Below are 12,882 nucleotides of genomic sequence, written 5' to 3' on the forward strand. Positions count from 1 at the left end.
GTGAAAATTCTGACATGGCAAAATCCTGAGCAACTTTTTGTTGCTCAGGTACTTAAAAAGTTTAATTTATAATAGTGTTGCGGAATTAAGGATTTACAAAATACACATATATAATGTGTGGCAAATATATGGAAATTCTTCGAGATATGCAAGGATTTCTCAAAAAAATAAGCGCCACAGCTTGTTTTTAGTAATGATTAAAAAATAACTTGGTACATTTTCGGAGCCGAGGCATCGGTCTTGAGCAGTGTATTCAATTGATGAAAAACTCCAGAAATGGAACTATATGGTTTCATGGAGAGAGAGAAAAAAATACCAAGTTATTTTTTTATCATTACTAAACTCATTATAGCTCATAAACACCGCCAAACGAAACACACGAAAAGTTCCATCGGCAATGCGAGGGGACTCCTGCTCAACCGCCTCCGACTGAAACCACGGCGTTGCGGATGTCGGTGAATCCAAGTGGCGGCCTGTCTCCCCTGCCCTGGTTTCCCCTCCCGTCTGCCCGGAATGCAGCCCACACGCTCCGGCAACGTGACGCATGGGGGCAACCACCAGCCTTCCGCCGGCTGAAGAGATGTCGTAACCTTGTCCATAGACAAGATTTCCCACCACGTTTCCTTTATCGTCAATGCTCAGATAGGCCACGGAATTTCCCTGCCACTTTCCCACATAGGTGCGAATGCCTTGCGAAGAAAACGAATTGACGCTTTCGCTCCACCGCAATGGGAGTGAAAGCCCTTGCCCGAGGGGCAGCGCAAAAGTTGTCTCCTCCTGTTGCAGTGCCTGCCTGAAAGCCTCAAGTGCGACCTCATGCTGCGTGGGTGCAGTCAACGCAGGCGTCGCCCACAACAACATCAGCCAACAGAAACCAATCATATACGATATCCGGTTCATTCTTTATGTCTTTCTTTTACAAAGATAATGATGGGAAAAAAGCCTCAAACAATGGATGCAGCAACTTCATGGGAGCTGCAAGCGGATTGATTTCCCATCACAATCGAAATACATTTTCACGCTAATTACATAGGTGTATGTGAACCTCAATGGTCAAATTTGAGGCAAAGAGTGTAAAACCAACATGCCTTCATCGACAACGACGAACTGTTCGTTTTACACTCCTTCAGCCTCTATCTACACAAAACGGGTCTGCTTCTCATTGCGGAATACTGGCAGGTCATTTGTTTTTCGGTACCTCGAACTTCGTTCCGGTGGCCCGAACAAGCTTCTCGGCAAACGCCGCCGGATAGCCGGGACGTTCTACCCGTGCACCAAGTCCGGTCTCCGTGCGCAGGAAGCGGCCGTCTTTCGTCGGCTTCACAGCCATGTCGTTGTGCTTGACAATGAGATAAACGGCCAACTCTTTCCACCTGTCCAGCATACGCTGAGCCTGAAGGTTGCTGTAGTCGTTGAGATACTTCAACGCGGCGGCCTTGTCTGTCGCATAGAGAGCCTTGGCATGAGCCTCCACCTCATCCTGTCGGGCGAAATAACTGCGCTCCAGACTGTCTCTCACTTCTTTCAAATCGGGAAACAGGCTGCTGTAACGCGGATAAACCATGTTGCTCACCCAGTTGCAAATCCAATAGGCGTTTTTCATAGAAAACGTAAGTGCGTCGGCACCGGGCGTGTTGTAGCATTCCGGCTGAACCGTATTGCCACAGTAGACAGGCGTATAGGCGACCATATTTCCGTCGTCGTTGCCAAACCAGAGGACACCGCCAATCTCGCGAGGAAGCCATGAGCGCATTTCGCTGACATAGGAGAACCCCGTCTGCTGGGTGCTCGTAGGGCGTTCGTTGAAGTATTTCCTGCCGCCCACCTTGAAAGTCAACGGCGTAGGGCGATAAGGCATTTGCCAAATGCCACCGCCGAAGTCGAGCGTGTCGGTGGCCAAAGGCGTCCCTTCGTAGTGGTCGCGCATGGCCATCTGCACATCTTGAATGCTCAGTTTGCGGTCAGGTACGACCCAAAGGGGCATGTCTTCAGCGTAGGGGTCCTTGCCTTCGGCCCAAGGCAGATAGCGGTCGAAGCCGCTCTTGAAGTGATTGAAGAAAGCCCAAACGCGTGCATCGCAAAAGCGACGGCCTGAAAAATCGGGGGCGGCATAGACCATCTTCCAAGAGAAGTCCGCATCCTTGCCCGTGAACCAGCCTTTCTGACGGGCAAACTTGATCACGTCTTTCGAATAAAGAACGTTCTGCTTGTCCTTCATATTGAACTTCCCGATGCGACTTTGATTGGCATGGGCGCAGATGGCGTCGTCAGGAATGCGCTGTGCCACCCAGACGACACCTTTTGAACCTGGCCCCTTGCCCATCATTTCCATTATCCACGCCTCGTTGGGGTCGCAGATGGTGAAAGTCTCGCCCTCACTGTTGTAGCCGTAAGTCTCAGCCAATGTCGTCATGACACGGATGGCCTCACGGGCCGTCCTCGACCGTTGGAGAGCGATATAGATGAGACTGCCATAGTCGAGGATACCCGTGGAATCGACCATTTCCTCGCGGCCTCCGTAGGTTGTCTCGCCTATCGTCACCTGATATTCGTTGATGTTGCCGATGACATTGTAGGTTACCGGCGCTTCGGGTATCTGACCATGATACACTTTGGAGTCCCAGTCATACACCTGGCGCATCTCGCCTTTGGCGTGGGAGCCGCCCGGATAGTGGGCCAGCCCGATGAACATGCCGTAATCGTCGGCATTATAAGTGCAGATGACACTACCATTAACGCTGGCTTTCTTGCCAACAATAAAGTTGGTGCAGGCCAGTGAATAGCTTGCGGCAAGCAGCAAGCCCATTGCAAGTACATAAAATCTCTTCATATCAACAAGCTTTAAAACTCATATCCAATCCCTTGACACTATGGGTCAGCGCTCCGACACTGATGAAATCGACACCTTGCTCGGCATAATCCCTCAGCGTGTCGAAGGTGATTCCCCCACTCGATTCAGTCTCAAAACGATGGTCGATCAACTCGACGGCCTTCTTCGTATCCGCTACGGAGAAGTTGTCAAGCATGATTCTGTCGACGCCACCATGTTCGAGGACCCGCCGAAGTTCATCGAAATTGCGCACTTCAATCTCTATTTTCAGCTTCAAGTTCTTCTCATCGAGATAGGCGTGGCAACGATCGATGGCGTTCTCTATGCCGCCCGCAAAGTCGACATGGTTGTCTTTCAAGAGAATCATGTCGAAAAGGCCTATGCGGTGGTTCGTCCCGCCACCGATCTTCACGGCCTGCTTTTCGAGCATGCGTAGCCCCGGCGTGGTCTTTCGGGTGTCCAATACTTGCGTATGGGTGCCTTCGAGCCGCTGCACGTAGCGGCGGGTCGTGGTGGCAATGCCGCTCATTCGCTGCATGATGTTCAGCATGAGCCGCTCGGTCTGGAGGAGTGAGCGTGTTTTCCCTGAAACCACCATCGCGATATCTCCCGGTTTGACACAACTTCCGTCTTCGATAAGGACGTCGACCTGCAAAGTGGGGTCGAAGCGGGCAAAGACCTTCTTCGCCATTTCCACTCCAGCCAGCACCCCCTCCTCTTTGATGAGCAAATGCGACCGACCTTGGGCATCTTCGGGTATGCAACACAAGGTCGTATGGTCGCCGTCTCCAATATCTTCTGAAAATGCCAGGTCTATCAGTCTGTCTTCCAATTCGTCTATTGACAACATAATCTTTGTATTTCTGAATTCATTATTTTATCGTACCAACTTTATCTCCTTCGAAGAAAGAGTTGCCTCCAGCCTGTCCGTCTTCGTGGGTATGGAATCCTTTGAGCCAGGGCGGCCTTCTTCCGGCTTTTTCTTTGCTTGATGCATTCGAACAAGTTGTATGCTGTCGATGAACATCAGCTTCAGTGTTGAAAGATTTTGACCAGCCCCCACATTGCCGTTCAAGAGGAAGAAGCCCCTCACGCGCTTGATTCCAAGGCGTCGTTCGTCCTCTATGCTCATAGAGAAATGTGATGAACTGGACATGCGGACATTCTGCGTAGCTATGCTGTCGTTCTTAAACTCGACAGCCAGCACGGCAACCCCGTCTCTCATGCCGTCTTGGAAAATGAACTGCGTGTCAAAATTCAACATGATTCGGTCGCCGGCATGAAACGCAGTGTCGGCTTCCAAGACAAACGAATGCAGGTTGGCGGGCTTGAATGTAGACAAGGCCAGCGACTTGTCGCCGTTCCACACGTTTGCAGTATCCCCCGAAGCTGTAGAAAGCGCAATGTTTGTAGAAGCCGTACCCAGTCCGGCTGCCTCTATGCCCATGCGGTCAGCCAGTTTCTGGTAGACAGAATGCAACAAATCCGCATGCCGCATATAATAAACCATCGACGAATCGAAATCCGCCTTGGTTATATTATACTTGTTAAACATCGCCTGACGATAGGACATGAGCGACAAGGAGTCCGCGCCTGGCAGTTGAGCCATACCGTCGGCGATGTGGTAATCATACAAAATGTCCTCCAACTCGCTCGGCTGGATATATTTTGAAGGGACGCCCGGCTTGCAGGACGCAACCGTCACAGCTATGCAAAAGAGCAACAGTATTTTCTTCACTTGCCTGTCATCATTTTTTTAAGTGAAAGACCTCGGATAAAGATTCCAAATCGTGCCGGAAAAAAATCAACATCAAGACAACTCCAACAGAGATGCAAGCGTCTGCAAAATTAAAAACAGGTGAAAAGAAGACAAACTGTTCGCCTCCTTTAAAGGGAACCCATTCAGGCCAAGTGCTCACGATGAGGGGAAAATAGAACATGTCCACGACCTTTCCTTGCAGCAAAGAGGCATAGCCGCTGCCCCAATTCGTCCACTCTGAGATGTAATAGGGAGATGAGGCGGTGAATATCTGCCCATAAAAAACGCAGTCAAAAATGTTTCCGGCAGCCCCGGCGGTTATCATCGCCAGACAAAGAAGATAACTGAGCCGGTGTTTCATCTTCACCAGTCGCACCATATACCATATCAGCAGCACTACGGCTACCAAACGTATGCTTGTAAGAACTATCTTGTTGATGAAAGTCATTCCATACGCCATGCCGTTGTTCTCGATAAAGGAGATGTAGAACCAGTCTGTGACATGGATGGACTCTCCCAGATACATATTGGTTTTAACCTCTATTTTGATGATTTGGTCAATCAAAACGATTACAAGCATCAAAATAAAGGCCAACCCAAAGTCTGGAAAAAGCTTTTTGAACTTACTCATTGTTCTTCCTGGCGTTCTTTGAAGCCACACTGAGCGTTGCATGGGGCACGATCCGAAGCCGTTCTTTCGGAATAAGCTCGCCTGTAATACGGTCAATACCGTAAGTTTTGTTCTCAATCCTTATGAGCGCAGCCTCCAGTCCCTTGATGAATTTCTGCTGACGTTGAGCCAACTGAATCATCTCCTCCTTGCTTTGGTTTGCACCACCCTCTTCCAACACTTTGTTGTAAGTAGGAGAAGTATCGTCTACACCATTTCCTTCCTGGTTCATCAACTGCTTCATCATGGACTGATAATCACGACGGGCAACGGCCAGTTTCTCATTGATAATCTTGCGGAATTCGTCAAGATCCTCATCACTGTATCTTACTCTCGTTTCCATAAATGTAAAGATTACAATATTGTTTTGTTATTGAAAAGATGAATGATTTCCCAAATGTGTTCGGGGAATCATCCATCTAAAGATAGCACGTCAACTCTTTTCCACTTGGATATTCAAGTTGAACTCGTCAAATTCGACTTCAACACCATCATTGGGTTCCACCTTGATGTCATTCGCCAAGACCTGCGCTTTAATCATGTCGCCGAAAGACTCAATGGCCGCGTCGGTCTCCTTGTTCGGAGCAACGGCGACAACAATGCGGTCGGTTATCTCAAAGCCTGCTTCCTTGCGCAAGTTTTGGATTCGGTTAATGAGTTCCCGAGCCATGCCCTCACGCTTCAGTTCGTCGGTCAATTCCACTTCCAATGCCACCGTGAGATTGCCGTCATTGCTGACCAGCCAGCCAGGAATGTCTTCACTGATAATTTCGACGTCGGAAGCTTCAACCGTCACGTTCTGCCCTTCTACATCAAAGCAGAACGAACCTTGCGCTTCCAACAGGGCTATCTCATCCTGACTAAGTGTATCCACCTTTGCGGCAACCTGCTTCATGAGCTTTCCGAACTTCTTGCCCATTACCCGGAAGTTGCACTTCACCTTCTTGACCAATATTCCTTGGCCTTCAACAAACAGCAGCTCTTTCACATTCACCTCGCTCTTGATGAGGCCTGCAACGGCTGCGATATGCTCCTTCTGCTTTTCATCGACAGCTGGTATCATAATTTGTGCCAACGGCTGCCGCACCTTGATATTGACTTTGCGCCGCAAGGCCAAGGTCATGGAAGTAATCTTCTGCGCCATACCCATCCTTGCTTCCAGTTCGGAATCAATGGCTTCTCCGTCCACGGTGGGGAACTTGTCCAGATGGACACTCTGCAATCTACCACCCAAGTCATGGTAGAGTTCGTCTGCGTAGAACGGAGCAAATGGAGCCAACAGCTTTGCGACCGTCATCAAGCAAGTGTACAATGTCTGATAGGCGCTCAACTTGTCTTCGCTCATCTCCGTACCCCAGAAACGCTTGCGGTTCAAGCGTACATACCAGTTGCTCAAATCATCATTGACAAAGAGGTCTATCAAACGACCGGCACGTGTAGGGTCGTAATTCTCCAGTTCGCTTTCTACGTTCTTGATGAGCGTATTGACTTTTGAAATGATCCATCGATCTATCTCGGGACGCTTCTCCAACGCCACCGATTGAACACTCGGATCAAAGCCGTCTACATTCGCGTATAAAGCAAAGAAGCTATAGGTGTTATAAAGCGTACCGAAGAACTTGCGATGAATCTCGTCTACCCCATTGGGGTCGAACTTCAAGTTGTCCCAAGGCTCGGAGTTGGTCATCATATAGAAACGCACGGGGTCAGCCCCATACTTCCCTATCATTTCAAACGGATTGGTCACATTGCCGACATGTTTGCTCATCTTGTTTCCCTTGGCGTCAAGGACAAGGCCCGTAGAAATGACATTCTTAAAGGAAACATGGTCAAACACCATCGTGGAAATAGCATGCAACGTGAAGAACCACCCACGCGTCTGGTCAACCCCTTCGTTGATGAAATCGGCAGGATAGAACGCCGGAGGGACTGGAATCCCAGCATAAGTGGACGTTACCAACTGACGACGATACTCAGCTTCGCTCAAGCCTGTAGCTTTCAGACCATCTGCGGCAAGTTCTCCTTCGAACGGATAGTGCTGCTGTGCATAAGGCATGGAACCAGAGTCAAACCAAACGTCTATCAAATCAGTTTCACGTTTCATGGGTTCGCCTGCCTCATTGACCAGGACGATGTTGTCCACATAAGGGCGGTGCAAGTCCACCTTGTCATAGTTTTCCTTGCTATAATCTCCTGGAACAAAACCATTGTCCTTCAGAGGGTTGCTCTTCATCACGCCAGCCGCGACACTCTTTTCCACTTCGGCATAGAGTTCTTCCAGACTGCCGATGCACTTTTCGTGCCGTTTGTCGTCGCGCCAAAGCGGAAGCGGGGTGCCCCAGAAACGCGACCGGGAAAGATTCCAGTCATTCAAGTTCTCCAACCAGTTTCCAAATCGGCCGGTACCCGTTGATTCCGGTTGCCAACGAATCGTTTTGTTCAATTCCACCATCCGCTCTTTCTTGGCGGTATCCTTGATGAACCAACTGTCAAGCGGGTAATAAAGAATGGGCTTGTCCGTGCGCCAGCAATGCGGATAATTGTGGACATGCTTTTCTATCTTGAATGCAGAACCTTCCTGCTTCATCTCCATGCAGATGACAACATTCAAGTCCTCGTCCTTTTCACTGGCCTTCTTGTCCCAAACGCCATCTGGGTTGTACTTAGGATTGTAGGAATTTTTGACATAATCGCCTGCATGGTGTCCATATTTTTCAACATCGACACATGCTTTCACGAAATTGGCGTCAAGGTCTTCCATCACATAATACTTGCCTTGCAAATCAACCATGGGGCGAGTTTCCCCCTGCTTGTTGATGAGATATAGTGCCGGAATATTGGCGTCTTTGGCCACCTTGGCGTCGTCCGCGCCAAAAGTCGGGGCTATATGGACGATACCCGTACCATCTTCGGTTGTGACATAATCACCCAAGATAACCCTGAAAGCCTCGCTGTCCATTTCCACAAACCTGTCACGACCATCCTCACTTTCAAAGATGTTGTCGGGATGGGCCGCAGCATAGTCCACAACAAATGCGGGCGAGAAGTCGTCAAGCTTCTCACAGGGTTTCACCCATGGCATGAGCTGCCGATAGTGAAGGCCTTCCAAATCGGTTCCCTTCATTCTGTCAACAATCCGCCATGGACATTTCCTGCCTTCCTTGTCGAAAGCTCCCAACTCACCTTCTTTCACCTCCCAATCCGGGTTGAGATATGCGGCAATCCGGCTTTCGGCCATCACCAATGTCAGTGCCTCTCCATCATACGGATTATAGGTTTCAATCGCAACATAATCTATCTTGGGGCCGACACAAAGCGCCACATTCGAAGCAAGTGTCCAAGGGGTCGTCGTCCAGGCGATGAAATAAGGTTTGCCGTGCTTTGTCCATTCCGTCTTTGGGTCTCTAATAAGGAACTGGGCCGTAACGGTTGTATCTTTAACATCACGATAGCAACCGGGCTGATTCAATTCGTGGCTCGACAATCCCGTACCGGCTGCCGGCGAATAGGGCTGAATCGTGTAGCCTTTATACAATAAACCTTTATTATACAACTGCTTCAACAGCCACCATAACGTTTCTATATATTTGTTGTCGTAAGTGATATATGGATTGTCCAAATCGACAAAGTAACCCATCTTCTCAGTCAGTTCACGCCATTCAGCCGTAAACTTCATGACATTCTCACGACACCTCTTATTATATTCCTCCGTTGAAATGTATTTTTCGGAAGTCTTGTTGTCAATATCCTTCTTCGTTATGCCGAGTTCTTTTTCCACCCCCAGCTCAACGGGCAAGCCATGCGTGTCCCATCCCGCCTTGCGATGGACTTGGAAACCCTTCATGGTCTTGTATCTGTTGAATGTATCTTTGATGGCCCTGGCCAACACGTGGTGGATTCCCGGATGTCCATTGGCAGACGGAGGCCCTTCAAAGAAAATAAACTGTGGGCAACCTTCACGTTCGTCTATCGTTTTATGGAATATATCCTTCCTGTTCCATTCCGCCAATACATCCTCGTTCGTCTTTGTCAAATTCAATCCAGTATGTTCGGCAAACTTCTTAGCCATATTTCTCTTGCTTTTATCTTTATACATCAAAATAATGTGCGCAAAGGTAAGAAAAAAATGTATGAAAGCCAAAATGAGAGAAAGAAAAGTGAAATGTGCGGTAACTTTTTGCTAATTGCTTGAAAATATGTATTTTTGCAAACAATTTTTAAAAACTAAAAACTATATCGTTGAAATGGATTGGTTAATTAATCTCTTCACAACCCAGGATTCGGTGGCCCATATTGCGCTGCTTTATTCCATAGTCATCGCCGTCGGTGTTTTACTTGGAAAAGTAAAAATCGGCGGTATTTCTTTGGGCGTCACCTTTGTCTTGTTTGCCGGAATCGTTGCCGGGCACATCGGTTTCACCGCACCGACAAACATTCTGACCTTCGTGCAGGACTTCGGGTTGATTCTCTTTGTGTTCTGTATCGGTCTGCAGGTAGGCCCTGGATTCTTCGAGAGTTTCCGCAAGGGCGGCGTTGCGCTGAACGGGCTTGCCACAGCCATGATTTTACTCAACATCCTCGTGATGTTCAGCTGCTACTATCTGTTCTTCGACACCGACAACAAGCTGAATCTGCCCATGATGGTCGGAACGTTATACGGTGCCGTGACCAACACGCCGGGGCTGGGTGCGGCCAACGAGGCGTTGACCAGCGTCTTTCCAAAGGGCAGCGTCCCCCAGATTGCTTCGGGATATGCATGTGCCTATCCGCTGGGCGTACTGGGAATCATCGGCGCGACGATAGCCATCCGCTACATCTGCCGTGTCAAGCTGGAGAATGAAGAGAAGGCTCTGGAAGAGCAAGAGGCCGAGAACCCGCACGCCAAGCCCCATCAGATGCACCTGAAAGTGACCAATGCCTATATTGCAGGCCGCACGCTGGGCGAAATCTCAGAGTTTCTGAACCGCGACATGGTTTGTTCACGCATGCTCCACGACGGGCAGGTCACCATCCCGACACGCGACACGGTGTTCGCACTCGACGACGAGCTCTTCATCGTTTGTGCCGAAGCCGATGCCGAAGCCATCCAGGCTTTCATCGGCCCGGCCTTGGACACGCCTTGGAACGTCGAAGCGGAGAAGCAGCCCATGGTTTCCAGACGAATCGTCGTCACCCGTCCTTCCATGAACGGCAAGACGCTCGGCAAGATGCACTTCAACAGTGTCTATGGGGTCAACGTGACCCGCATCACACGTCAGGGCATGGACCTCTTTGCCAGCCGCGACCACCACTTCCATGTGGGCGACCGCATCATGGTTGTCGGCCCGGAAGACAATGTAAACCGTGTTGCCGAAATGATGGGCAACTCCGTCAAGCGCCTTGACGCACCCAACATCGCAACCATCTTCATCGGCATTCTCGTCGGTATCTTGTTTGGAAGCATTCCACTCGCCATCTACGGAATGCCCGTCCCACTCAAACTGGGTATAGCCGGCGGCCCGCTAATCATCGCCATTCTCATCGGACGCTTCGGCTATCGCGTCAAACTGGTCACCTACACCACCACGTCGGCCAACATGATGCTGCGCGAATTTGGACTGGCCCTCTTCCTGGCGTCCGTCGGAATCAAGGCGGGTGCCGGTTTCTGGGATACGGTGATTGCCGGTGACGGATTGAAATACGTCTATACAGGCTTTTTGATAACCATCATTCCCATTTTGATCGTCGGCCCGATTGCCCGCTTGAAGTTCAAATTCAACTACTTCACCATCATGGGTATGATTTCCGGAACCTATACCGACCCACCGGCATTGGCCTATGCCAACAGCATTTGTTCCAAAGAGGCGCCTGCCGTAGGCTATAGTACAGTCTATCCGCTAAGTATGTTCCTCAGAATATTTACGGCTCAAATCATCGTTTTGTTCTTCTGCGGAGCCTGACCATACGGGCAACCCTCTACGACAATGCACAATTGAGAAGCTTTGAATACGCAACATCCACGTGGTTGCGTTTCGACCGCCTCTCAATTGTGCATTGCTTGTTTGATGACGCCACACAACGCCGCAGCTTTTCCTGCACAATGCGCCAACAGCCGGCAAGCCGCCGTCGGCCCACCCTTGCGCGTTCAAGAAGCGTTGCTTTTCCAAAAGCCATCTGTCGGTTTCCAACCGCTGCCCTTCGAGAATGCAAAAGGACAGCTTTTGACGGCTAAAAGGACAGCTTTCAGCCACCCAAAGGGCTGCGTTTGAAACGCAGACGCGGCCCTTTGTCCATGCCATGGGATTATATCATGAAATCAGAAAGAGTAGGAGAAGCCGAGGCTGGCGTATTCCTTATACTGCCAGTAGCCGTATTTGCCGTCGCGCAAGGCTCCGTCGTCGAAGCGGGGATAGACGAACACCTTGGTGGAGATGTATTTGTTGAATTGGAATGTCAGCGTGTTCTCCCACTCCAGCTCCGCCCTGCGATATGTCGTGTAGCCGAAGAGCCGCGTCTTCCAGTTCATCATGTCGCTGAACTTCCACGTCAAGTCTACCGTGAACTCCGAACCGAAGTCGTGCAAGGCATGCTTCCCCTCGTCAATGCCATAGCGCGCAGCCAATGACTTGCGCCCTATATACTTGAAGTTGTAGGCCAACGGAGCCAAATGGATGGTTCCCGCCAGTTTCTTGTTGAACCACAACACGTTGTAATCCATACCGACAGAGAGGTTGATGTTCAGCGGCGACAGGAAGTCGCTGTATGTCCGCCGGTCGTTGTTCTTGAATCCACGCATAAACTGGGTGTAAGTCAGCAATTGTATGGTGTAGTACCAGCGTCTGGAAGCCTGGAGTCCCAACTTGCCGGTGTACCGAATCAGGTCTTCCGACGTCTTCAGGTTGTGCAAACTGTCACTCCTGGACGTCTGGAAACCCAGTTTCAACTCCAACTTGTTGTCCCACTTCACCTTCTGCTTGTTGTTGTAGTTGGCTTGAAGCGTGACGGCACCGACCATGCTGTAGTTGCTTTCACCTCCTTTATACCAGTTTGACGTGACAAAATTCTGTAGGAACTGTAGGAAATAGTCGCTGTGATACGACCAGAAATTAGGTTTGAAGACCTTCACGCCAAACTGCTTGACGTCGGGCTCCACCACTTTGGGGGCCACTTTGTTGACCAAATCCGGATGGTTTTGTATCTTGGTGGCTTCCGACTCGCCGACGGCACCGATGATGTCAAGCTCCCTGTCGGTGTTTTGCACCAAGTCCGGCCGTTCCAGGTAGACGTGGAGCAGCGACTTCTGAACTTCCGGCGTGGCTGACGAGTCCAGGTCGAGCCGCAGACAGTCACCCGCGATTTTGCGATAATACGTCAACGGCAAGAACAAAGGGGCGTAATCAATGTCCTTCGAACGAATGGTCGAAGGCTTTTCGATGGAATCAGAATAGATGATACGATATAGAGAGCGCAATGATTCCATATACTTTTCAACAAAAGAATGTGTATCTCCGACAGATACCGTGCGACTTCGCTGCGCATTCAAGTGCAGCATGGGAAGAAGCATGAATAGCAATGTGAAAATATTCCTGTACCTCATAACAGGGGCAAAGATAATAATAATGTGACTAAAAATGAGTGTTATCG

9 protein-coding genes are annotated in these 12,882 nt (G+C 49.7%); 1 reads left to right on the forward strand and 8 read right to left on the reverse strand.

The window, feature by feature from the left end:
- Positions 1-282 precede the first annotated feature (282 nt).
- The 7 genes from K334_RS0100005 to ileS all read right to left on the reverse strand — a co-directional run bounded on the left by K334_RS0100005 (position 283) and on the right by ileS (position 9,328).
- The gene (locus K334_RS0100005) at positions 283-900 is read right to left on the reverse strand and encodes a hypothetical protein (RefSeq protein WP_027444332.1); all 618 of its coding nucleotides are present in this window, start codon (positions 898-900) and stop codon (positions 283-285) included.
- 280 nt (positions 901-1,180) lie between these two features.
- Positions 1,181-2,830, reverse strand: a complete 1,650-nt coding sequence (locus K334_RS0100010; protein WP_025881142.1) for a dipeptidase — start codon at positions 2,828-2,830, stop codon at positions 1,181-1,183.
- Between the two features lies 1 nt (position 2,831).
- Positions 2,832-3,680, reverse strand: a complete 849-nt coding sequence (gene nadC, locus K334_RS0100015) for a carboxylating nicotinate-nucleotide diphosphorylase (protein ID WP_036889676.1) — start codon at positions 3,678-3,680, stop codon at positions 2,832-2,834.
- 27 nt (positions 3,681-3,707) lie between these two features.
- The gene (locus K334_RS13155; protein WP_025881140.1) at positions 3,708-4,568 is read right to left on the reverse strand and encodes a DUF4296 domain-containing protein; all 861 of its coding nucleotides are present in this window, start codon (positions 4,566-4,568) and stop codon (positions 3,708-3,710) included.
- A 10-nt stretch (positions 4,569-4,578) separates the two neighbouring features.
- Complete coding sequence (locus K334_RS0100025; protein WP_025881139.1) at positions 4,579-5,220, reverse strand: lipoprotein signal peptidase; 642 nt, start codon at positions 5,218-5,220, stop codon at positions 4,579-4,581.
- A complete protein-coding gene (locus K334_RS0100030; protein WP_021590575.1) occupies positions 5,213-5,602 on the reverse strand; it encodes a TraR/DksA family transcriptional regulator in 390 nt (129 codons plus the stop codon). Before K334_RS0100030 ends, K334_RS0100025 begins: the two co-directional genes overlap by 8 nt.
- 90 nt (positions 5,603-5,692) lie before the next feature.
- On the reverse strand, positions 5,693-9,328 hold the full coding sequence (gene ileS / locus K334_RS0100035; RefSeq protein WP_025881138.1) for an isoleucine--tRNA ligase: 3,636 nt from the start codon (positions 9,326-9,328) through the stop codon (positions 5,693-5,695).
- 175 nt (positions 9,329-9,503) lie between these two features.
- On the opposite strand from ileS, the gene K334_RS0100040 reads away from it, so the two are divergent.
- A complete protein-coding gene (locus K334_RS0100040) occupies positions 9,504-11,198 on the forward strand; it encodes a putative transporter (protein WP_027444333.1) in 1,695 nt (564 codons plus the stop codon).
- Positions 11,199-11,554: 356 nt separating this feature from the next.
- Here K334_RS0100040 and K334_RS0100050 read toward each other — a convergent pair whose 3' ends face one another.
- Positions 11,555-12,718: a DUF3078 domain-containing protein gene (locus tag K334_RS0100050; protein WP_248623493.1), complete on the reverse strand. Its 1,164-nt coding sequence runs from the start codon at positions 12,716-12,718 to the stop codon at positions 11,555-11,557.
- Positions 12,719-12,882 lie beyond the last annotated feature (164 nt).

This window comes from Segatella baroniae DSM 16972 = JCM 13447 (assembly GCF_000426585.1).
Taxonomy (GTDB): domain Bacteria; phylum Bacteroidota; class Bacteroidia; order Bacteroidales; family Bacteroidaceae; genus Prevotella; species Prevotella baroniae.

Coding starts and splice junctions, on each gene's coding strand:
- K334_RS0100005 (WP_027444332.1), bottom strand. CDS start 900: ATGAACCGGATATCGTATATGATTGGTTTCTGTTGGCTGATGTTGTTG.
- K334_RS0100010 (WP_025881142.1), bottom strand. CDS start 2,830: ATGAAGAGATTTTATGTACTTGCAATGGGCTTGCTGCTTGCCGCAAGC.
- nadC (WP_036889676.1), bottom strand. CDS start 3,680: ATGTTGTCAATAGACGAATTGGAAGACAGACTGATAGACCTGGCATTT.
- K334_RS0100025 (WP_025881139.1), bottom strand. CDS start 5,220: ATGAGTAAGTTCAAAAAGCTTTTTCCAGACTTTGGGTTGGCCTTTATT.
- K334_RS0100030 (WP_021590575.1), bottom strand. CDS start 5,602: ATGGAAACGAGAGTAAGATACAGTGATGAGGATCTTGACGAATTCCGC.
- ileS (WP_025881138.1), bottom strand. CDS start 9,328: ATGGCTAAGAAGTTTGCCGAACATACTGGATTGAATTTGACAAAGACG.
- K334_RS0100040 (WP_027444333.1), top strand. CDS start 9,504: ATGGATTGGTTAATTAATCTCTTCACAACCCAGGATTCGGTGGCCCAT.
- K334_RS0100050 (WP_248623493.1), bottom strand. CDS start 12,718: ATGGAATCATTGCGCTCTCTATATCGTATCATCTATTCTGATTCCATC.